Origin of the sequence: Paraburkholderia sp. EG304, assembly GCF_046543485.1 — a bacterium.
GTDB lineage: Bacteria > Pseudomonadota > Gammaproteobacteria > Burkholderiales > Burkholderiaceae > Paraburkholderia > Paraburkholderia youngii.
Genome location: NZ_JBKGUA010000058.1, coordinates 1 through 21,137, shown reverse-complemented (window position 1 = coordinate 21,137; position 21,137 = coordinate 1). Strand labels below are relative to the sequence as shown.

Here is a 21,137-nt window from a genome sequence, read left to right as displayed (position 1 = left end):
CAGCTTGTTGGTTATACAGTCGCCCCCCAACTGACAGAAAAGTGCCAGTAATCTGTCAGTTGCGTTCCATTCCGGTCGGCTCCCGTTAAACCATCAGATAAGTGACACTTTTCTGTCAGTTCCGTAGTTCCCGGCTCTTGTGTTCACTCACCGGACATTGCTCCCAAGCACGGCGTTTATAACGTCCTCCAGTTCCTTCAGACGCGGAGCAACTAGCGCAATGTTTGGTACGTCGATCCTGATGTATTTAGCATTTCCGGCAACAATGCTGACCCGGACAGCTCGCCGCGGGGCCTTCTGGCCCGTCGAGAGTATGGCGAGAATGTCCGCGACTGGCGTTCCAACAGGTATCGCGCTCGCGCGCTTGATGACCTCCGCCTCACCAAACTGTTCGACGAGCACATCAAGAGTCGATGCATTCCTGAAAGTGAGGGTCCGGGTACTGAATAGCGCCAGAACTTCATTGGGTAGGCGGGCAGCTGCGACCGTTCGACAGACCTTAACGGTCGATACACCAAGCTCTTTGGCCATCGCCTTTTGGCTACCCCATATCCCGCGATCCAGTACCGCGCAATAGAAGCGGCCCAATTTGAGCATGGGCGCGTTCGCATCGCACAGCCGCCTGTGCACCGCAATTGCCGTGCGCCGATTCGAAATCACCCCGGGGGAAAACTCTGTGTTGTCCATGTCCTTTTCCGAGCTAGCACTACCGACTACAACCGTAGCGTGCGTACACCAATGTCAAGCACGAACCTGCCGTCTGAGCCGATCTCGCATAGCTGTCCAGGCAGAGTTGGTCGCCCGCGGCACGGTCTCGCCATCTCCCGCGAAGCGCATAGCGAGACTTTCACCGGTGCAAGCGGACCACGTCCCGTCGGTGATAGCCGCAACAGCCTCGCGAGCCAACGTGAACGGCACGCTACCGGCCCGGTCCCGTGCACGAACAACGAATGCCCCTTCCTCGACCTGCCAGCGTCCGCCGCGCGGATCGGAAAACGTACGCCCTCTAACGGCAGCGAGCTGCCGGAGTTGAGCCTCGAATTGCTCAGATTCCAGACGCTTCTGATCTCGTATGCGTGCCTGCTCCTCCCTGACACGCGCAGTCCGGTCGAAATCGATGGGCTGGGCGATAAGTGACGACAGGTACGCAAACAGCTCTCTTCCTGAGAGGGCAGCGAGGCTTTGTGCGCAATGGCCGACTACGTTTGACAGCTTGGTTCCGGCCTTCTTCGCCTGGGCCATCAGTTTGAACATGCCACTCAAGCTCAGGCCGTTCTTAAGATGGAGCCATGCAAGATCCGAGGGGACTGTCTTCCCGGCAATTTTGCAAAACGGTCCCATGGTGGGCTGTTTCTTCAAAGAAGACTGCTTAGGGGCATTGTTTACGTCTTGCACCGGTGCAAGATCGGCAGCTCGCTGGTCAGTGCCAGGCGATTCGGTGGCTGATTGACGCGGTGCAGCGAAAAACCCGAAGCGAGCTAGCGCACCCGCGGTCAGCCGGATGGTGGCTATCGCCTTTACCGCCCTTCCCTTCCGTCCCTGATCGTCTCGCTCGATGATCCCGGCGGCCTCCAATGCAGCAAGCCCGCGATAGACGGTCGCCTCGTTGACTCCGATCTTTGAAGCAATCGATGATTTCTTAATGAAAATGCTTCGATTCGGATCGTTCAAGTTGACGCCGAACCTGATCAAGCAAGCCAATACTCGACGATGATTTTCAGAGAGGTTGATCTCTTTCAAACCTTCGTACACCAAGACCAGTGCATTGGCAATTTTGCCAGGCAATGCATTTGGATCGTCACCAAACGGTCCACTTCGCGTCGCTTCGGTTTCGGCAATATGGGTTGGAGACGCCTCGTTGCAGAGGTGTCCACTTAAAGTTGTGTTGTTGCGGTCAAACTTAGTCGAGCACGGGCGAGCATCACCAGCCGCGAGACTGTCATTGGATGACAGACATAGCGAGTCCATTTCACGCATCCTTTTCGTGAAGTTTTTGTGGAATGCGTTGACAGCTACAGGGACTCTTCCTACACTCTCAATTGCTTACGTTGAGGTGGGGAGAGGGCGCCAACCCTCTTTTGGTCAGAATCCAAGTGCCGCAACATTGCAAAAGCCAAGAACGCCAATTCTTGGCTTTTGTTTTTTCAAGAGCCGTTTTCAGGTCATGGAACTTCTCCAGTCAATTCGACGTAACAAAAGAAAAGGGCCCGTTAAGTCGGGCCCTTTTCTTTTGTTTCTTCCCCTGCGGTGGGGAGGTCGGTAATCCGCAGTACCAGGTGGTGTTTGCACCGGTGCAAAAGCACCGGCCTCTGCCATAGCTTGCACCGGTGCAAATGCGGCAGCCTTCGCCAGAGCTTGCACCGGTGCAAATGCGGCAGCCTTCGCCATAGCTTGCACCGGTGCAAATGCGGCAGCCTTCGCCAGAGCTTGCACCGGTGCAAATGCGGCAGCCTTCGCCAGAGCTTGCACCGGTGCAAAAGCACCGGCCTTCGCCAGAGCTTGCACCGGTGCAAATGCGCCGGCCTTCGCCAGAGCTTGCACCGGTGCAAATGCGCCAGCCTTCGCCAGAGCTTGCACCGGTGCAAAAGCACCGGCCTTCGCGAGAGCTTGCACCGGTGCAAGCGCGCCAGCCTCTGCTGGAACTTGCATCGATGCAAATCCGCGCGCATTCCTGAGGCCTTGCATTGAGGGAGATCGCGCAGACTTCACTGGACGTCGCACTGATTTAACGGAAAGTTTCGAATCAGTTGATGCGACGGCCGTGACCGAGCCGTCCGAAACCTCGAACGCTCGACCGGCTGCGGTACGCCGCATAAACGGGGCCATATCAGGCGTCGCTCCGAAGTCTGGAAAGCCGAGCCTCCAGCTCCCGCAGAAGATCCTCATGACCGGTGCTGATCAATTCAGAAACGGTTTCGAGGACATCGGAGAGAGCCTTGTGGTTTTCTTGGGACAGACTGGCAGTCGTTGTGAGCTTGAATTCGAGCGCACCACTTTCATAAGTGCGAAACGAGCCGACTTGTGCTGTCCCCGCTTTAATGGGTATCGCGATGAGCGCAGCCTTTCGAGGCTTGCGTTCCCCGTCAGCCGTTTTGACGCTTTTGACCAACGCTTCCACAGCGCGACGGCCCTGCTGTGAATCCACAACCTCCTGACACTTCGCCAGGATTTGCTCTTCTGACAGTTCCTCGTCGACGAGCTGCGCTAAGACAGCCGCGACGGAGTAGGGGAACCGGTCCGCATGCGAATGCATGAAGTCCAGAACGGTTGGAGAAAACTTCTTGTAGGCGAGCATCCGCGATACTGTCGAAGGTGCGAGCTCGAGCTTTTCCGCAATTGCAGACGCTGTCGCATGTCCTTCTTCAATTAGCATCGCCCACTTGATGCCTTTGTCGATCGCGGAGATAGCCTCCGTTGCGTCTGTTTGCTTAACCGACGCACCGTAAAAGTCGAGCGGATTATTGGGATCGACATCGACTTCGAGAATCCAGGCGGTTTTCTTATTGAGGAGCTTGAGGCCGCGCAGGCGCGTCTCACCATCCACAACGAAATATCGACCTGGTGCATCAGGATTGCGTGTGACTGTAATCGGATGCAACTGTCGGATGGCCGCGATCTGACTTGCGATCTCACGCACTCGTTCAGCAGATCGGTGGACGCGCGCGTTCCAAGGATGAGTGTCCAATAGATCGATAGGGACAATTCGTCCCAACTCACCGCCTTGCGAACCGGAGTCTTCATGCTGATTCGGTTGCGCGTCGGCCGCAGGTGACGGCGAACTCGCGTCGTTGTCCGCGATCAAGTCGTCCAACGAGCGATTTGGCCTTGTCGGAGGCGTATGCAGCACCATACCCTGCTCGCTGCGAGCGCTGTTTCGGCTTCGCAGTTGGGCAACGAAATCCGCGTCGCTTGTACTCTTACCCATCGATGAGTCCCATTCGGTTCAGAAGGGCGTCGGCACTTTCGCGAAGCTCGGCTGCTGCCTGGCTGCTAGGCTTCGAAAGCACGAGCGGGAGCTCAGACTCGCCAGTCAGCGCTTTTGGAAAGTCCTCGCTTCGGCGGATGGAGCGGTCAAGCCAGGAATCGCGGTAGGTCTGCGTAATGGTCATCAATTGACCCATGACCCGCACCCGATTAGGGTCGAAAAAATTCCCAACGATGATAAGTTCCGGACTCCTATCAAACTGATCATGCATGTCCGTCAGAACGCTGGAAAGATACGACAGAGCCTTCGTCGAAAATTTTTCCATCGAGACGGGCGAGATCACATAGTCAGATGCAAGCAAGGCACCGCGAGTAATACGGTTCTTCGCCGGTGCCGCATCGAACAGGATGACGTCATATTCAGAAACGTCAAAGTGTCGATCTTTCTTGGCGAGCCCTTCCTTTACCAGCTTCGCAACTATAAGGTCGGCATTGCGGCCTTCTAGCGTTTCGTACGTCAACATCGTGTCCAGGCGGTCCAGATTGAGGTCAGCCGGAACGACGTGAGGGCCGTATTCGCCATACGGTTTTTTAAGTGCTTCTTGCAGGGTCACACGCCCTGTCGGGTAGTTCGGGATCAGATTGCCGAAGTGATATTCGACGATTCGAGACTGGCTGATCCCAGCCTCGACTGCTTCCTCTGGCGTCAGTTCAGAGTCGTAGCCGAAACTGAGCGTGAGGTTTGCCTGAAAATCGAGGTCGATAATGAGTGTGCGGAGGCCCTTGAGCGCGAAGATGGTCCCGAAGTTACTCGCGAGCGTCGTCTTGCCGACACCGCCTTTCGGCGCGTAGACGGTGGCTACAACCTGCTTTCTCTTTGTCGTCTTGCTGCGACGGTTTGCGCGATACCGCGCGAGCTCGAAGATATTCTCGATTGAGAACAATCTAGTCTTCGGACCAGCCTCTTGTCGAGCGACCTCAATGCCGGATTCATCCACCATTCGGCGAACTGTATCGCTCGTGGTGGAAAGCAACTGGGCGGCTGCCTGAACCTTAAAGGGCTTTGTCGACAAGGCGTACCTCGAAGCATTATTAATGTTGGCTCGATTGTGTCGCCTGGTAGTTTTTTCTGCAAGGTTTTTCTTTGTTTTTTCGAAAATATCCTTGCACGCAGAGAAAATCTTGGCCGCCGGTACTCCGCTTTGGGTTCAATGGCGTCCTTAGGAAACAGGCGGAAACCGGGAAAGGCAGGAGTTTTGCTGGCGGATTTATGCGAATATCGCTCTAATAGTCGCTCGACATAGCCAGTTTGCCCATCATCTTTGCAAAGTCTGCAATATGGTGTCTGAGCCGGCTCAGACACCTTTTCGGATCAATAGCCCGCTTCTGACTGACTGCAGTCCACCTAAGTATCTGAATAATCGGCGAAACGTTGTTGCACAACTGGCACACATAACCGGAACCATGCTGTGCAACGCGTGCAATCGCTAATGCAGCCGAACTTCGTCAGTCTACCGGCGCATAGAGTACGAGAAAGCATGAAAAGCTCACGAATTTCTGCGTCATTCCGCGATATGTGCCTGAGCCGGCTCGGCCGTCCGTGACCCTCCTGGGCAGCGCCGAAAAGCGGTGATAAATCGCATCTCTTTCGCATGATCGGCTTCCACCTTGGGCTGATTCAATTGAGTCGGCCCAAATGGATCGACCGTCATGCCCCTGTTCCGCAGCAAGAAGCAAATCGCCCTTTCCACCGCGCCTGGCGGTTACTCAAACGATGACCCTGAGAAGATCATCTTCGACATGGGTGCGCGTGTGCGTACTGAAGCCAATCACTGGAAGACGTTCTGTTTCATCCTGGCCTTTATCGCTGGGGGCGCGGTCTACACGCGTAATCCCCCGCCGTCGGTCGTCAAGGCATATGGCGTTTCGTCCGACGTCAACGGCCACGCAGTAGTCGCCCAACTGGCCGCATACAAGCCCGACGACCAGGCAATCCGCACTTCCCTGCGGGACACCGTTGAGCGCTGGTTCACGATCGAACCGGTCCTCACAGACGATATCCAGACGTCCCGCATGGCAAAGAACATCAATGGCATCAAAGCCATGATGGTTGGCAATGCGCGCAATCAGTTCGGCGACTGGGTCAAAAGCGACGCTCCATTCCAGGCAATCACCCTGAATCCGAAACTCGTTCGGGAGGTACGCATCACCAACGTTGCACTGCTTGAAGACTCGACCGGCGTCGTGGAGTTCACAACCAGCACGACGCAGTCGCCCACCGACAGGCCTATCGTCCAGAAATACGCCCTGACGATCCGCTATCAGATCGTCCCACCGACTTCCGAAGACGCACTCGGTTCGAATCCATTCGGAATGTTCTATCCGTTGTTCTCGATCCAAAAAACTCAATAATGATCGCCTCCCGCACGCTCGCTTTGTGGGCGGCCGCTTTCGCATGCGCGGCTGCCGTTTGCCCGGCTGTGAATGCAGCGAAGAAGGGCGTCGTGGCCCCGGCCGCTTCGTTTGACCTCGCCACAGCAATGAGCGACCCGATGAGCCCGGTGAATCCCTATAACGCCGGTTCAGACCCGATCACCATGCCGGGCGATGCTCGCATGGTCGTGTTCACCTATAGCCGCGATCAGATCTACCGGATCATGACCGCGCCGCTGAAGAACACAACGATTGAGCTGGCGAAGGGCGAGCGCCTGACGACCGATCCAGCTATGGGTGACTCGGTGCAGTGGGTCATTGACACGGATGGCGAGAATCATGTCTTCGTGAAGCCGGTCAAACCCGGCCTCGTCAACACCCTTCACCTGACCACCAACCTGCGCGAGTACGACATGACGCTCGTGTCGTCGCCCATGGGCGGGCTGTTTTATCAGACCGTGCGCTTCAACTACCCCGGCTCCGTCATGGCGAAGGTCCGCGCGCGCGAGCAAGCGGGCGTTGGCCCGGAGGGCCACGGTGACGATCCCGAGGGCCGGACTGATTCAGGCCCGATTGGCGTCTCGCCAGACAAACTCAACTTCGACTATACAGTCTCCGGTTCGGCGTCGTTCCGTCCCGAGACCGTATTCGATGACGGCAAGTCGGTATGGCTGCGCCTGCCCGCCAATGCGCCGTTTGCCGTGCCCCTCGTCAAGGATCACGGAGATGTCGTGAGCCCGAACTTCATCCGGCGCGGCCAGTACATCGTCGTGCAGGAGATAGCCAACCAGATCGTGCTGCGGGCCCCGAATGAGGAAGTGACGATCAAGCGCGGCCGTGCAGGCCTGTTCGGCTTCTGAGGGGCGAGATGAACTCACCGACCGATCAGCAGAACAACCCGCGCGCAAGTCTTTTCAAGGGGAAGTCGCCCCGCAACGCACTGTTTGCGGTGGGCGGCGTCGCCGCAGTCGTGATCGGAGCGCTCGGCTTCTACTACCAGGTGAAAGAGAGCGCCAAGGTTGACGAACAGGCGGCGCTGCAGAAAAAGGCGAAGGCTGCTGAAGTCGTCGACAAGTCGAACAACACGCAGGACCTTAACAAGACGATCGACGACCAGTTGAGCGAGGCGCGCAAGATGGCGGCCTCCGAAGCGCGCGCGGCGGCCGCAGCACGCTCGTCCTCGCCCGCGGCTACGTCGAATATGGTGAATGTCGCGCCTGCGCTAACCGCCGATGGTTTTATCAACGATCAGCAGACCAGGCAGATTAAGGCTGACGCCGACGCGGACGCGATCTTCACGTCGCCGATCTTCAAACCGGGCCTGAAGGTCAAGGATACGGCGCGTACGTCTACGACGCCCAACCCGTTGCCGGGAGTACTCACGCCCGCTCAGGTCGCGGCCCAGCAGGCTGCCGCGCAACAGGCGGCGGGAGGGTCGGTCGCTGAACGACTCGCGTCGGCTTTCGCGGCCGCAGGAGCAGGGCAGCCGCAGTCGGCGCGCCCATATTCGAGCCAGGACCACGATGCCACCTTCATCAGGAATGTGTCGGCGCAGTCCGGTAGCGACCAGGATTTTCCGCGCGCCGGTTTTGTGGGCCAGGCGCATGGCTGCGTTCTTTCGCCTCCCCACCACATTGGCGTGCTCTCGACAGAGCGACTTAATTCCGATCGTCCCGGCACAGCCTCTCTGATCGTCGAAAAAGACGTGTACGACAGCATCCGTGGCGACTGCCTGATGATCCCTAAGGGCAGCTTCATCACGGCGCCGTATAGCTCTGACATTCAGCCGGGCCAGGAAAGCATTCTCGTAGCTGCGACGGAGTTGCGCCTGCCGAACGGCAAGCATGTGCCGCTTTTTGGCGCGCAGGGCGCGGATGGCGACGGTTCGGCGGGCTTCTCGGGCGATGTCAACAACCACTTCTTCAAGATTTTCGGGACGTCCTTTCTCGTCGCGATCCTTCTGCACAAGTACGACGGTGGCGAAACGTCCACCACCACGGGTCCGCTTGGTGTTACCCAGGTCGGCAGTACGGCGGGCCAGGTTGCCGCCACGACGGCCCAGTCAGTGCTTGAACGGTACAAGAACATCCCGCCGACCATTACATCGGACCCAGGTGAGCGCCGCTTCATGCTCAAGGTGAATCGCGACATTGTGCTGGAGCCGTATCGCGATGAGTAAGCCGCTCGAAAAACGTATTGCTATCGGCGGGATGGTTGTTGCGCTGGTCGCGTACCTTCACGGCGCCCAGGCTGCGACGATCGCTGAAGTGATCAGCCCGACAAGCGTTGTTCTTGCCGAAGGCAACGCCCGCGCGCTCGTTTCGTTTGATGGTAAGCCCGTGTTCTGGTGCGGGCTCCAGGTGTTCGAAAAATGGGCCACGCCGCTGGTGGGGCAATCCGTGGCGAGCAATCCGGAAACGGGTATTACCGTGTCGGTCGACTCGCGCGACGTCTCGCTCGAGCGATTGCTCGTCGGGAAAGGCTGGCTGCAGCCAACCGTACTGGACGAAGACGCTCAGGCCGCGATTGCCGAGGGCCGCGGCGGCTGGGCGTGCGCGAGCGCGACAGCGCCGTTTGAGCTGATGCATAGAAGCGTCGATCCGAAGGTGCTGGCGGGCATCGCGCTCAATGAGTCCGCCTTCAATGGCCGTGCATGGCCATGGACCCTGAACGTCGCAGGGCAGGGCTTCTTCTTCAAGACGCGTGCGGACGCTTATCGCGTTGTCCAGTCGCTGATCGCGCGCGGTCGCAGCGACTTCGACGTAGGCGTAATGCAGATCAACTGGGCGTACCACTCGCGCCGTTTCGCATCGCCGTGGGACGCGTTGTCTCCGGCCACCAGCATCCGCGTTGCTGAGGACATTCTCAACGAGAACTACAGCAAGACGCACTCCGTCGCGAAGGCGATCGCGTATTACCACAGCGCCAATCCGGCTCCGGGGCAGGCGTATCTCGCGCGTTTCGCGCGACACCTCAACCAGATCCAGGCCGGCCTATGAAGCGCACCTTCTCACGAATTGCTCTCGCATGTATCGCTGCAATGGGAGCGGCGGCTTCGAACGCGGCCAATACCGATCCGTTCGATTTCGATTACGAGATTGCAGGCGGTATCGCCGAACGTCCCGCGCTCATCTTCAACGATGGATCGAAGACCTATATCCAGCCTCGCGCGGGCCAGGTTATTTCCGCAGTCGGTGGCCACGCGGAAGGCCCCTATGTCGTGGTCGACGGCACGCCCGAAACGGTCACGTACACGGTGGCCGGCCGGCAGGCCAGTGCGCGCTGGACGAGAGCAAACACATTCATCGGCGGCGGAGCGCGTGGAGCGCTCGCGGCGTTGCACGACGATCAGCCCGCTGGCTTCGATGGCTTCTCCAATCGCCTCGTCCTCATCGGCACACATGGTGCGCTTGAACCGGTCCGCGCGCTCAAGGCAAGCATGCCCGTGGCCAGCTTCGTGAAGGCGTTGGCTCCGCAGGGCTGGACCGGGTCTGCACAGAAGGATGTGGACATCACCGACGCAAGCGCCTTTGCCACGCGTGCGGGCGAGAACTGGATGCAGGCGCTCGATCGCCTGATGACGCAAACCGGACTGTATGCGGACGTCGACTTCGCGTCGCGACACATCCGCCTGCACCGCGATACGCCGAAGTCCGGCGCGCTCAATTATGCCGCTGGCGAGAAATCGCAAGCCGATGCGGTTGCGCAGACCGTGGCTGCGAAACCAGAGGAAGCGGCACCGGCCGCTGCGCCCGCATCCCTGCTGGCCGAATACTTTGGCGCGCAGGCGATCCGCGACGGCGACGACACGCATACACAGATCCGCTTCGCGTCGAAGCCGACCGGGGAGCTGACGTTCCGAACGCCCGAAGGCCGTTCGCTGCATCCGAAGTGGGACGCCGGGACCAACGTGATGACCATCGAGCGCGCCGAGCGCATGGTCGCGTCGGACGGCACGAAGACGGTCGAGCTCGCGCGTTCCGCGGGGACTGTCTATGAATTCGACACCACCAGCCCGGCGCATCTCGAGGCCGTGTTCGACCGCGACGGCCAAACGTATTTCAAGTTCGCCGCGTCGGTAGTGCAGATCCATGTAACAGACGTGAAGCACCTGGGTTCCGGCGAGCAGAAGGGCCGGTACTACATGTTCAACGGTACGGCCGAGCAGTTCATCGTCACCGCGGATGGCAATACCGTGAATGTCACCCGGCGCCACGACGTGAAGTATTTCGAGCGTCCTGTGCCCGGTTCTCCTGCCGCGCCGACGGCGCCCGCAACGGCGGTGGCGAAATCGTGATGCACGGTGCGCGCATTTCCATTCTCGGCGCGGTGCTGCTTGGCAGTGCCTCCGTTGCGCGGGCTGACTGCCTTGATGACGCTGCTGCCTACCGGCACGTCAGCGCACAACTGGTCCGCGCGATCGCACAGCACGAATCCGGCATGCGGCCGAACGCAATGAACGTGAACAGCAACGGGACCGAAGACATCGGCCTCATGCAGATCAACTCATCGTGGTTACCCAGGCTTGCCCGGTATGGCATTCGCCGGGAGCACCTTTTCAACGCCTGCGTGAACGCCTACGTCGGTACGTGGATTCTGGCCTCGAACATCAAACAGTTCGGGCCGACCTGGAAGGCCGTGGGTGCCTATAACGCGGTTTCGACCCAGAAGCAGCTGATCTATGCCAACGCAATCTATCGCCGCCTGCAGCGGCAGGGGCAATAACGAATGAACGTGACCATCGAACGCAATGAACGGGTGCGGGTGATCGCGCGTATCCTGGCTGCACTGGCGCTAGTGGGCGCATCAGGCTGGAGCCACGCCGCAATCGACCCGGACCAGTCGCATGTCGCGGCCCCCGCCGGCGACGGATGGCAGATCCTCGCGGCAGTCCCGTCGTCTCGCGCGGCGCCTGCAAGTGCCAGCGCATTGGCTTATGCAGTAACCGCGACCGCATCGCCTGCCGTCAGTGCTGCAACGGTCCCCTCGACGACCGCCATCGCATCGTCCGGACCGACTCCGACTGGCGTTGCCTCGGTGGTTCTGCCGGGCACACCCTCAGCACCGGCTGCCACGCTGACTCTTTCGGTTTCGCCGCAGGACCTCAATCTGCGCAACGCGCTCGACCGCTGGTTGCAGACGCAGGGCTGGCAGCTCGCATGGAAGGTCGATGACGATCTGCCGCTGGAGTTCAACGCGACTTTCTCTGGGGATTTCAGGGCGGTCCTCACGCAGGTCATGCAGGCGACCAATCACATGCGCGTGCCCACGCGTGTCTGCCGTCACACGAACAACGTCATCCGCGTCATCGCGCGCGCGGCCAACTGCCAGGACTAACACCATGCGTCACGCATCCATTATCAAAACTGTCGTTGCCGTCGCCTGCTCGCTGACGATCGCGGGTTGCGCGGTCAATCAGGGCGACATCAACGCGGCCTACGACGGGGCTCATCGCACCGGGAGCGACGCGATGGCCAATCTGCCTGGCTCGATGGCGCTGGTGGAAGACGTGCCAACGGCGTTCCTTGGCGACCGGCTCGTGCCGGTCGCGTATGAAGCGACGCTGCCCGCCACGTTCCGCGAGAAGAAGGTGACGATGCCAGCGAACATCGGTATCAGGCAGATTTCGACGCTCATCTCTGGCGCAACCGGTTATCCGGTCCATCTGAGCCCCGACGTGTTCGTGCCGCGCAGTTCGCTGGTGCCGCGAGAGTCAGCGGGCGGCAATGTCACAACGAGAGGCTCGAACGGGAATGCCTATGAAGAGCCTGTCTACGCGCAGGTATTCACGGGCTATGCCGGCGCGTATCTGACACGCATGACCGAAGACCTCGGTCTCGACTGGTCGTTCGACGGCTCGACCATCAACATCACGCGCTTTGTCACGCGCATGTACCAGATCGCCGCGATCCCGGGCAAGGTGTCGATCAAGTCGACCATGTCCAAGGGCATGGACACCTCGACGGGCAACCAGGCGAACGGCACCGGTGGATCGGGCGGCAATACGGGCTCGTTTGCGGCACAGACGTCGACGGGGCGGGAAGGGGATTTCGACCAGATCAAGTCGATCAGCGATGCGCTCGACAAACTGCGCACGCCGATGGGCCACGTCAACGTCAACCCGCAAAGCCGCCTCGTGATGGTCTACGACACGCGTGAGGCGGCTGACCGCATGGGCAAGCTGCTTGCGCAGGAAAACGCCGTCTCGACGCGCCAGGTGATGTTGCGCGTGCGTACCCTCCAGATCGCGCTGAACAACGGCAGTCAGGCGGGCGTGAATGCCGACGTGGTGTTCAACTATATCCAGGGCGGTCTTGCCAAGTATGCGGTCAGCTTCACGTCACCCACGTCGCTCTCGTCGGGCGGGGGTACGGTCGGCCTGTCAGTGCTGCAACCGAATGCGCCGTTCTCCGGCACGAACGCCGTCCTCAATGCGCTGAACCAGTATGGCCGCACGGTGCAGGACAGCACGCAGACGAAGATGACGCTCAACGGCCTGCCCGTTTCGATCGCGTCGTTCCAGAGCGACGACTATCTGCGCTCGACCTCGCCGTCTGCGGGGAGCCTCACGGCCACGTCTGGGGGCGTGCCGGGTCTCACGCCGGGAACCGTGACCACGGGTGACTTCGTCAACATCCTGCCAGCGGTCAACGACCACAACCAGATCATCCTCTCGTACTGGGCCGACAGTTCGAAGCTCAATGGCCCGTTCACGTCGGCGTCGGTCGGCTCTGGCCAGACGCTGCAACAGATCCAGCTCGCGCACACGACCGGCAGCAAGGAGGACCAGACGATCGCGCTGTCTGATGGTCAGACGGTGGTGCTGTACGGTCAGATGACGGACCTTGCGAACAGCACGACGAATGGCGGTATCGCGGGTATCACGGGTCTGTGGAACAAGTCGAAGACCTTCCAGGTGATCATGCTGACGGCTACGGTCGTCCCGTCGATGTGAGCACGGGCATGCACATTACCGATCCGCTGCCGCGCGAAAAGAACGCGCGTCTGGTCTTCGGACTGGACTGGCGCGCGTATCCTGCAAAACAGGTGCGCGCCGAGCGCCGCCGATACGCCGATGATTTCGGCGCGACGCACTACATCGAATACAAGGTCGGCAAGGACGCCATCGGTGGTTTCTGCGCACCTGAGACAGGTGAGATCAAGGGCGCGCGCCTGTACTCGGGAGCGGCGCGGATCGCCCAGCACGAACGTGTGAAGGGAAGGGCTGCCGTACTCGTCATGCTGCAGGATGACCAGCGCGTGCACATGGTCTTCATTGTGCGCGGTGTCGTACGCAGCGACGAGGTTCTCACGGTACCGAAGTCGCACGAAAGGCGTCTGTCGATCGAGCAGGAATGCCTGAGGCTAAACCTGACGCTAACGACGCTCGGTTCCGGCCAGGCCGTGGGAGACGTGGACGAGAGCTTCGGCGCGGCCGCGCTGCTTGACGATCGCAAGACGGGGCGCATTTCGAAACTGCCGGCTAACGTGCCGACAGTCGTGCCGGTTCTCGTGATTCTCGTGGCCGTTGTCCTGGGTGGCATGCAACTGAAGGACCTGTTGGATCCCCCGACGCCGCCTGCGCCGAAAGAGCCGTCGCTCGAAGACCGATATGCCGCGCTCGTGCGCCAGACGTTCGCCGCAAAGATGCCGCGCGCCAATCTGCTCGCGCCAGCGCTTCTTTCCACCCTTGGCAATAGCGAATCCGTCGTGGCGGGATGGGTCTTCGAGAAGGCCGTGTGCGCGACGCAGGGCTATTGCTCGTTGACCCTTCGCCGGTATGGCGGCAGTTTCGACGACCTCCGCCAGGCGGCTCCCGAAGCGATGCGTCCGCTGCGCTTTGATGCGGATGGTCTGCATGCCGGAGCACGCGGTCCGCTGGTGCCCGGCGTCGCGCTGGTGACAGCCAATGACCAGAAGGCGTGGCCGACCGAGCAGGGACTGATCGACGCCCTGCAGACGCCACCACAGCAGCTTTCGACCAAACCATTCGAGCTGATCAGCTACGGGTACACGGTTCACATTGAACCTGCGAAGCCGTTACTCGCGATCCCGCCGGGCGCAACCGGCCCGCGGCCCGCGCAGATGATTCGTGTCGGCACATGGGAGATCAACGGCTTTCGCTGGCAATCGCCGTTGCTCGCGAAGCTGCCATCGAACATGACGCTCGACTCCCTGACTGTGGAGTTGAAGCTGAACGAACAGGGTGCAACAGGGAAGGCGAACGGCGGTGCAGGCGACCAGGGCGGAATCCATTTCACAGCGAAGGGCAAATACTATGTTCTCGAATAAACGGCTGACGGCGATTGCCAGTGCATTGACGCTGATCACCGGTGCTGCGCAGGCGCAACAGACGAAGCCGGCTTCGCCGCACATGCAGACAGCGAGCGTGCGCGTACCCTCGGTCAATCTCGACATGGGTTCGCCCGCGTCGCCAGGCGCTGCTTCGGCCTCCGCGGCTTCTCAACCGGTCTCGCAACCCGTCTCGCAACCCGTCTCGCAACCGGCAGCGCAGACGTTACCGGCGCCCGCTGCGCCGCACCTGTCGATCGACGAGATCGACCAGATTACCCGTTCGAAAATTGCACGGCAGCTTGCCGGCGATGGCGGCCCGCAGGGTACTGCTGTCACGCTCAACGCCCCTCCGCCTTCGACAGTGCCAGTCGCTCCGCAGGTCATCAGGGCGACACCGCCGGCTTCCCACACGGAACCGGTGCGATTCGTTGGCGCTTTCAGCGATACGAGCGGAACGTCGGTGCTGTACGACTACCGCAACGCCTCCTATCCCGCGCATGTTGGCGTGAAGCTGCTCAATGGCTGGACCGTGAAGCGGGTTGATGGATTCGTCGTCACTGTCACCGATGGCAAGCGTACCTGGACCGAAACCATCAGCGGCGGCACGGCCAATACGTCCGACAACGCGCAGCAGCCGGGCGGTCCGGCGCGAACGCTGAGTGATCTGGGTGGTCCGCTGCCTTCCTCCTTTCCCCTTTCCGCTGCCGCACGATAACGATGAGCCTCTTCAACGGTATTGAAAAAGACGAGCCGTCCTCGCGCGGCATTCTTGGGCGGTTCCGTGCACTGCGCGCCGGGTTCACTGACGAATCCCCAGCGTCGATGCCTATCGCGGGTGCAGCCCGCAAGGAGGACATGGATCGCGAGCCGCGCTTCGTGCGTAAGGACAAGCCGCTCAAGGCAGAGCCTGTAGACACGAAGCCGGGCCAGCCCATGACGTTGGGCATGCGGCTGAGAATGGGCGACGTCACTGACGTCGACGCCAATGAAGGCGACTCGTACGTGACCGCGGGCGGTGATCCGTCACAACCCGAAGCGACGGCGCATCAGGCGCACGTTGAGCCGGCGGCTCATCACCCGGCCGAAAGGCAAGGGGTCGCGGAGGACGTCGCTGAAGCGATGCGCAATGCTGGTCCGGAATCAGCGATGGCGTCCAGCATGGTGGAGCGTCCCCTTGCTGAGCCCGCCGTGCAAAGGATGGAAGCGCATGACGTTGCACCGCGGGCAGTGCCGCCCACAGGGTCCGCCGACGAGGCACATGACGTGCACGAACTCCATGCACAAGCTGACGTGGTGTCGCAGCAGGCGGAGTTCCTGCCGTCAGGCCTGCCGCAACTGGTGGCCGCCGACGCACTGGGTTTCAAGCGCATTCTGAGTGAGCGCGGCCAGGATGCAACCCTGCGCATTACCGATGCGGCGCGCCGCGAGTTTGTGGCGGTCGAAGTGCAAGCGGGGATGGCGATCATCATCACGACCCGCACGTTCCACGAGTCCGCGCTGTATCCGACGTATGTGATGGATCTCGAGCGCGCCGACATCAAGGTGCATGAAGAGATGATCGCAACGGACGCGGTGATCGCCGCGATCTACGCGACCGAGCGCAACCGCTCGGCGGCCATTCTTCCGGAGAGTTCGCGTGCGATCGGCACATTTCGCGACGTGGCCGAAGCCGCACACGCGTATGGCGCCGGTGACATCCACTTCGAGTACCGCGACTTCAACGACGATGTTGAAGTCCGGTTCCGCGTGAACGGCGACCTTTACACGTACCGCAAGCTGCCCAAGGCGCTGGTGCGTCGCGCGCTCTCGGCCGCCTACCAGGATCTCGTCGCGCGCAACACCAACTCCGGCGAGACGTTCCAGCCTACTGCTTCGCAGTCGGCAATGATCCCGCTCGTTGTGCAGTCGGATATCGTCAATATCCGCTGGCAGAGCTCGCCGCTCGTTGGTGGTTTCGATGTGGGCCTGCGCCTGCTCGACGGCAACTTCCGCAACCTGAAGGTGCTGATGCCGGAACAGATGGGGCTGCAGACGTCCCAGTTGCGCATCGTTCAGGCGCTGGGCAACGTCAGCGGCGGGGTCACGGTCCTGACCGGCGAGACGGGCTCGGCCAAATCCACGTTGCTGCGCGCGATGTCCTTCATGCTCGCGTCTCGTGACCTGCGCAAGCAGTTCGCAGTCAATGAACCGTCCGAGTATCCGCAGCCGTGGCTGTCGGACATTTCGATTCCGCGTCGTCCCGATGAGACCGACGAAGAAGCGAACCGCAAGTGCGCCGAGGTGATCCGCACGCTGATGCGCATGGACCCGGACGATGTGACGGTCGGGGAGATCCGGGACCGTGTTGTCGCCGGGCTCGTGGCTGAGCTCGCACTCACAGGGCATCCGGTGCGGACCACGCTTCATGCGGATAGTGCGATCGGTGCATTCATGCGCCTGGCCGGTGGGCGCCTGCAGTTGCCGATGGACGAAGTGTCCTCCGAGAAGTTCATTAATGCGGTCGCGAACCAGAAACTGATCCCCCTGCTGTGCCCCCACTGCAAGGTGCCGGCGCGCGATGTGATGCCCGCAGCGCAGATTGAAACGCTCGAACGCAAGTTCGGTCTGGACACCTCGAAGATGGCGTGCCGCGACGAAGGCGGTTGCGAACATTGCCGCCTGAAGGGACTGTTCACACGGGCGGGCAAGGTCGCGGTCGGTACGAAAGGGCAGACGTTGGCAATGGAGATCTTCCGGCCGACGATGGAGTTTCTCGACCGCGTTGCCGAACGCGACTGGCGCGGCGCTGAGCGGGTATGGCGATCGGCGCGCACGACTGGCTTTGACAGCGATGACATGACGGGCAAGACGATCTACGAGCACGCACTCTTCAAGGCGTCGCAAGGGATCATCGATCCGCGCTTCATCGACACGGCGATGCGTCCGTTTGACGAATACCGGATTTTCGCTGACCGCGACGGGAGGATGCCGTCGTGATCCGCGGACTGATTCATACGCTCTTCATGGCGCTGCCGCAGAAGGAGCGCATGCGCATCGCCCGATGGCGCTTCCAGACGGTGCGCGAGACCTTCTATCGCGAGACACGTCTGGACGTGGCGGCCAAGGGGCTGCGCAATCGTGAGACGCTGCTCGAGCGCCTTACTACTCTCGAAAAGCGTCATCGCTCGCGCAGGTGGCTGACATGGCCGGTGTTCAATGCGGTTGCGAAGCGCATGGTCGCTGGTGACGACTTTGCCACCGCGCTCAAGCCGTTCATTCCGAGCCAGGAACATGCGCTTCTCGATATTGCGGGTACGTCGACGCGCGAAGACGCCGCAGTGCGCGGGCTGGAGCTCGCGGAAATGGCTGCGCACGCGGAGGGTGTGCTCGCGTCGACGACGTCGCTGGAGATGGCCTATCCCGCGTTCCTGATCGTCTATCTCTACATGTTCTGCATGCTGTTCGGCGGAGAGATTTTCCCGGCGGTGGCGGACATGAAGCCGGTCGATCAATGGCTACCAATAGGGCAGACGCTCTATGCGATCGACACATTCTGCTACGAGTACTGGTGGCTGAGCGCTGCGATCGCCGCGGGCCTTGTGTCGCTGTACTTCTGGACGCTCAAGCGCTGGACCGGGCACTTCCGTAACCGCGTCGACGCATTGCCGCTGATGTGGCGTAACCGGCGCGACCTGCGCGCAGCCCTGCTGATCGTGTCGCTTGCCGGTCTCTTCGATTCCAATCTGGTCCTGCGTGCGGCGCTCGACCGGCTTGCGAAGACCGCCGACCCGTGGCTGCGGTGGCACATCGACCGCATGAGCCGGCGGCTCACGCAACGCCCGGATGAACCGATGCGGGCGCTCGACACCGGCATCTTCTCCGAGGTGGTGATCGACACCATCGCCGACGCGGCGGGGCGCGACCAGTTTGTCCAGGCCATCAAGAATCTTGGCCGAACATCGCTGGACCGCGTCGTCGCCACCGTGCGCCGCAATGCACGTATCACGCATTACGTGCTGCTTGGCTTCGCCGTCACGCTGTTTTTTGTGCTGGGCATCGGATCGTACGCGGCGACCGGCGCTGCGAGCTTCGATTCTTCCCCAACTACATCCGCTGTATCCAATTGACCGAGGCATGGAAAAAATGAAAAAGAACGCGATCCAGAATCAGACCCAGGAACAACGCAAGGCCGCGATCCTGCGCATGGGCCGTCGGCGCAAACAGTCCGGCGAGCTGTCGATCATCGAAGGCGCAGCCGTGATGGCCGGTGCCGCGCTGCTGGCACTCATCGTGTACGAGGGTCGCAGCTTCGTGATGGATCGTATTCACGCGCACCAGTTCAAGAGCGAGTCGCAACTCTTCCGCAGCGGTATTCAGGATGCGACTGCGAGCGACACGGATTTTTCGGCCGAATCGCTGCTCACGCTGGCGCAGAATCACGCGTTCGATTCGGCAGGCAGCCGGGTGAACAAGACGGCCGGCACGCTGACCGGCATCTTCGGTGGTCCGGTGACAGTCGCGGTCGCCACCATTGCCACGACCGACGATGCGATGGTGCTCACCTATCCGGTTCCGGCGACGGTCTGTTCGCTCGCGGTGGGCGCCGTGGCAGGCGCCTATACCAAGGTGACCGTCAACGGGACGACCCTCTCCGATCCGAATACCACCTTTAACCAGTCGACTGCGGGGACGGTCTGCAGCTCGAGTGGTGCGACGGCGAGCATCGCGATGTACGCGACGCACAACAACTAAGGGTCGTCGCCCATGTTCAGCATCGTTGAGATGGTGGTCGTGCTGGTGGCCGCTGCGCTGATGACGACCGTCGCCATCAAGGAAGACGCGGCGAAGCGGCGCGCGCAGGTCATGGCGGCCGAAGGCCAGAACGAGGCGGTCATTAACTCGGCGTTATCTGACTGGGTGACCAACAATTACGCGACGCTGATTGGAGGGGGGCCTGTCGCGGTGGTTGCCAACCCGCCGACGCTCAATGACCTCTTTACGCAGGGGAACCTGAAACAGCCCCACGCGCCAGGGCCGTTCTGGGGCGGGTCGTACGTGATCAGCATGAGTGTCGGGCCTACAACCTGTACGGCGAGCGCCGGTGACTGCCACGTCACCTACGTCATGTATCCGTCGAAGCCGCTCACGCGCGGCGGGGTGCCAGATATCGTCGGCGCGTCGCAGATTGCGCAGGCGGGCGGCAATGCGTTCGGGTACTCGAAAACGCAGAACGCGGGAACGATCACTGGCCTGAACGGTGCATGGACCGCCACCAATCCGCTGGGCAACGTGCCCGCCGCAATCCTTGCGACCAATGGGCCAACCTCGGACGGCAACTCGGTCTATATCCGGCGCGACGGCGCGCTGACGTGGACAGGCGATCAGAACGTCAATCACGTGAGCCTGCACAACGTTCACGATCTGGATGCAGAGGGGACGGTAAGCGCGGCGAATGTTGGCGCGACGGGCGCCGTGGCGGCAAGCGGTGCGGTAGCTGCGGGCACGACGGTCACGGCTGGTACGACTGTCACCGCCGGTACGACGATCGGGATGGGCAGCGTGGGATGGCCAAGAACTGCTTGCCCGGCGGTGAATGCCATTGCCGGGGCAAGCGACGGTTCCGGCCTAGTGCTGTCGTGCCAGAAGGTGTCGGGCGTTCTGCAGTGGATGCCCATTGGCGGGCCGAAGCTGTGGTACGGCTACACCGCTATTCCCGACGGGAACGGTACGTTCGTGCCCAATCCAGTGTGTCCGGCGGGCGGGACGCCGGGGATTGTGGTGTCCGGACAGAGCACCTACACCGACCCGACCGCCTCGATCCACTACCGGGTCGATGGTACGGGCCCATGGACGGTCTATATCGTGGATGGAAGCCCAGGCGACAGCACCGTTATCCCCGGCACCGCCGTTGCGACGACGTACTGTTCCTATTGAGAATAGAGAAAATGACAAAACTGATAATCAGGATTGCGCTGGCCGTCTGTGCGGTGCTTGTAAGCCATGCTGCAGTGGCAGGGCCGGTAAGGTGCTCGGTCAACAATCAGGACTCGACGTGCGTCGGTCACATAACAACGGTCTGGCAGACTGCACCGACGTGTCCCACAGATCCTGGATGGACGACCCTAGCTGCTGCGCAGTGGATCGGATCGCAATACACCGCTCCGCAGTGCAACTATCAGGCGCCACAACCGTGTCCACCCGGCTTCACCCAAACCTCCGCGCCAGTATGGGACGGGTCTCGCTGGACCGCACCAACTTGCGCGCCGTCGATCCCTCCGATACCTACGATTGTATCGGCCACAGGATTCTGGGTATGGGCGGATTGTGGCTCCTACAATGGGAGCAGCAAAACGGGTCCGATACCGCTAGCGGTCTATAAGGATATTTGGTCCGATGGGTCAACCACGTACTATCAGTTCTACTTCGGTAAGCAATACCCCGTATCGGTCGACAGTCAAGGTCGATACTACGTGAACGAGTTAGGCGACAATTGGGACACGGACCAG

At 60.9% G+C, this 21,137-nt stretch carries 19 protein-coding genes; 14 read left to right on the top strand and 5 right to left on the bottom strand.

Features of this window, described 5'->3' with window-relative positions; translation table 11 throughout:
* Positions 1-147: 147 nt before the first annotated feature.
* From ACLFKU_RS36605 to ACLFKU_RS36585, 5 genes are all read right to left on the bottom strand, one after another.
* Positions 148-687, bottom strand: coding sequence for a hypothetical protein (locus ACLFKU_RS36605; protein ID WP_410852421.1), 540 nt, complete (start codon positions 685-687; stop codon positions 148-150).
* Between the two features lie 54 nt (positions 688-741).
* Positions 742-1,968: a helix-turn-helix domain-containing protein gene (locus ACLFKU_RS36600; protein ID WP_410852420.1), complete on the bottom strand. Its 1,227-nt coding sequence runs from the start codon at positions 1,966-1,968 to the stop codon at positions 742-744.
* A gap of 189 nt (positions 1,969-2,157) precedes the next feature.
* The gene (locus tag ACLFKU_RS36595) at positions 2,158-2,649 is read right to left on the bottom strand and encodes a hypothetical protein (RefSeq protein WP_410852419.1); all 492 of its coding nucleotides are present in this window, start codon (positions 2,647-2,649) and stop codon (positions 2,158-2,160) included.
* 178 nt (positions 2,650-2,827) lie between these two features.
* Complete coding sequence (locus tag ACLFKU_RS36590) at positions 2,828-3,850, bottom strand: ParB/RepB/Spo0J family partition protein (protein WP_410852418.1); 1,023 nt, start codon at positions 3,848-3,850, stop codon at positions 2,828-2,830.
* Between the two features lie 67 nt (positions 3,851-3,917).
* Entirely contained in the window at positions 3,918-4,997 is a 1,080-nt protein-coding gene (locus ACLFKU_RS36585; RefSeq protein ID WP_410852417.1) for a ParA family protein, read from the bottom strand.
* Positions 4,998-5,634: 637 nt separating this feature from the next.
* Here ACLFKU_RS36585 and ACLFKU_RS36580 point away from each other — a divergent pair.
* Genes ACLFKU_RS36580 through ACLFKU_RS36515 form a run of 14 tightly spaced genes read left to right on the top strand, consistent with a single transcriptional unit; the run spans position 5,635 to position 20,565 of the window.
* Positions 5,635-6,336, top strand: a complete 702-nt coding sequence (locus ACLFKU_RS36580) for a type IV secretion system protein (RefSeq protein ID WP_410852416.1) — start codon at positions 5,635-5,637, stop codon at positions 6,334-6,336.
* A complete protein-coding gene (locus tag ACLFKU_RS36575; protein ID WP_410852415.1) occupies positions 6,336-7,217 on the top strand; it encodes a TrbG/VirB9 family P-type conjugative transfer protein in 882 nt (293 codons plus the stop codon). The genes ACLFKU_RS36580 and ACLFKU_RS36575 overlap by 1 nt, the downstream gene beginning before the upstream one ends.
* Before the next feature lie 8 nt (positions 7,218-7,225).
* Positions 7,226-8,536 carry a TrbI/VirB10 family protein gene (locus ACLFKU_RS36570; RefSeq protein WP_410852414.1) on the top strand — a complete coding sequence of 437 codons (1,311 nt, stop codon included), beginning with the start codon at positions 7,226-7,228 and terminating at the stop codon, positions 8,534-8,536.
* Positions 8,537-8,567: 31 nt separating this feature from the next.
* Entirely contained in the window at positions 8,568-9,356 is a 789-nt protein-coding gene (locus ACLFKU_RS36565; RefSeq protein ID WP_410852434.1) for a transglycosylase SLT domain-containing protein, read from the top strand.
* On the top strand, positions 9,353-10,654 hold the full coding sequence (locus tag ACLFKU_RS36560; RefSeq protein ID WP_410852413.1) for a TrbG/VirB9 family P-type conjugative transfer protein: 1,302 nt from the start codon (positions 9,353-9,355) through the stop codon (positions 10,652-10,654). Before ACLFKU_RS36565 ends, ACLFKU_RS36560 begins: the two co-directional genes overlap by 4 nt.
* Positions 10,654-11,082: a lytic transglycosylase domain-containing protein gene (locus ACLFKU_RS36555; protein ID WP_410852433.1), complete on the top strand. Its 429-nt coding sequence runs from the start codon at positions 10,654-10,656 to the stop codon at positions 11,080-11,082. Before ACLFKU_RS36560 ends, ACLFKU_RS36555 begins: the two co-directional genes overlap by 1 nt.
* Before the next feature lie 3 nt (positions 11,083-11,085).
* Positions 11,086-11,694, top strand: coding sequence for a toxin co-regulated pilus biosynthesis Q family protein (locus tag ACLFKU_RS36550; protein ID WP_410852412.1), 609 nt, complete (start codon positions 11,086-11,088; stop codon positions 11,692-11,694).
* 4 nt (positions 11,695-11,698) lie between these two features.
* On the top strand, positions 11,699-13,312 hold the full coding sequence (locus tag ACLFKU_RS36545; protein WP_410852411.1) for a type II secretory pathway protein: 1,614 nt from the start codon (positions 11,699-11,701) through the stop codon (positions 13,310-13,312).
* A gap of 8 nt (positions 13,313-13,320) precedes the next feature.
* Positions 13,321-14,649, top strand: a complete 1,329-nt coding sequence (locus ACLFKU_RS36540) for a hypothetical protein (RefSeq protein ID WP_410852410.1) — start codon at positions 13,321-13,323, stop codon at positions 14,647-14,649.
* Positions 14,636-15,367 (top strand): hypothetical protein, encoded by a 732-nt coding sequence (locus tag ACLFKU_RS36535; protein WP_410852409.1) that lies wholly within the window; start codon positions 14,636-14,638, stop codon positions 15,365-15,367. Before ACLFKU_RS36540 ends, ACLFKU_RS36535 begins: the two co-directional genes overlap by 14 nt.
* Before the next feature lie 2 nt (positions 15,368-15,369).
* Positions 15,370-17,628 carry an ATPase, T2SS/T4P/T4SS family gene (locus tag ACLFKU_RS36530; RefSeq protein WP_410852408.1) on the top strand — a complete coding sequence of 753 codons (2,259 nt, stop codon included), beginning with the start codon at positions 15,370-15,372 and terminating at the stop codon, positions 17,626-17,628.
* Complete coding sequence (locus ACLFKU_RS36525) at positions 17,625-18,758, top strand: type II secretion system protein (RefSeq protein WP_410852407.1); 1,134 nt, start codon at positions 17,625-17,627, stop codon at positions 18,756-18,758. The genes ACLFKU_RS36530 and ACLFKU_RS36525 overlap by 4 nt, the downstream gene beginning before the upstream one ends.
* Positions 18,759-18,774: 16 nt before the next feature.
* A complete protein-coding gene (locus tag ACLFKU_RS36520) occupies positions 18,775-19,383 on the top strand; it encodes a type 4 pilus major pilin (protein ID WP_410852432.1) in 609 nt (202 codons plus the stop codon).
* Between the two features lie 12 nt (positions 19,384-19,395).
* Positions 19,396-20,565, top strand: a complete 1,170-nt coding sequence (locus ACLFKU_RS36515) for a hypothetical protein (RefSeq protein ID WP_410852406.1) — start codon at positions 19,396-19,398, stop codon at positions 20,563-20,565.
* Positions 20,566-21,137: the final 572 nt, after the last annotated feature.

Bases quoted from the DNA above. Each gene is read 5' to 3' on its own strand.
- ACLFKU_RS36605 (WP_410852421.1), bottom strand. From the start codon at position 687: ATGGACAACACAGAGTTTTCCCCCGGGGTGATTTCGAATCGGCGCACG.
- ACLFKU_RS36600 (WP_410852420.1), bottom strand. From the start codon at position 1,968: ATGGACTCGCTATGTCTGTCATCCAATGACAGTCTCGCGGCTGGTGAT.
- ACLFKU_RS36595 (WP_410852419.1), bottom strand. From the start codon at position 2,649: ATGCAAGTTCCAGCAGAGGCTGGCGCGCTTGCACCGGTGCAAGCTCTC.
- ACLFKU_RS36590 (WP_410852418.1), bottom strand. From the start codon at position 3,850: ATGGTGCTGCATACGCCTCCGACAAGGCCAAATCGCTCGTTGGACGAC.
- ACLFKU_RS36580 (WP_410852416.1), top strand. From the start codon at position 5,635: ATGCCCCTGTTCCGCAGCAAGAAGCAAATCGCCCTTTCCACCGCGCCT.
- ACLFKU_RS36575 (WP_410852415.1), top strand. From the start codon at position 6,336: ATGATCGCCTCCCGCACGCTCGCTTTGTGGGCGGCCGCTTTCGCATGC.
- ACLFKU_RS36570 (WP_410852414.1), top strand. From the start codon at position 7,226: ATGAACTCACCGACCGATCAGCAGAACAACCCGCGCGCAAGTCTTTTC.
- ACLFKU_RS36565 (WP_410852434.1), top strand. From the start codon at position 8,568: ATGGTTGTTGCGCTGGTCGCGTACCTTCACGGCGCCCAGGCTGCGACG.
- ACLFKU_RS36560 (WP_410852413.1), top strand. From the start codon at position 9,353: ATGAAGCGCACCTTCTCACGAATTGCTCTCGCATGTATCGCTGCAATG.
- ACLFKU_RS36555 (WP_410852433.1), top strand. From the start codon at position 10,654: ATGCACGGTGCGCGCATTTCCATTCTCGGCGCGGTGCTGCTTGGCAGT.
- ACLFKU_RS36550 (WP_410852412.1), top strand. From the start codon at position 11,086: ATGAACGTGACCATCGAACGCAATGAACGGGTGCGGGTGATCGCGCGT.
- ACLFKU_RS36545 (WP_410852411.1), top strand. From the start codon at position 11,699: ATGCGTCACGCATCCATTATCAAAACTGTCGTTGCCGTCGCCTGCTCG.
- ACLFKU_RS36540 (WP_410852410.1), top strand. From the start codon at position 13,321: ATGCACATTACCGATCCGCTGCCGCGCGAAAAGAACGCGCGTCTGGTC.
- ACLFKU_RS36535 (WP_410852409.1), top strand. From the start codon at position 14,636: ATGTTCTCGAATAAACGGCTGACGGCGATTGCCAGTGCATTGACGCTG.
- ACLFKU_RS36530 (WP_410852408.1), top strand. From the start codon at position 15,370: ATGAGCCTCTTCAACGGTATTGAAAAAGACGAGCCGTCCTCGCGCGGC.
- ACLFKU_RS36520 (WP_410852432.1), top strand. From the start codon at position 18,775: ATGAAAAAGAACGCGATCCAGAATCAGACCCAGGAACAACGCAAGGCC.
- ACLFKU_RS36515 (WP_410852406.1), top strand. From the start codon at position 19,396: ATGTTCAGCATCGTTGAGATGGTGGTCGTGCTGGTGGCCGCTGCGCTG.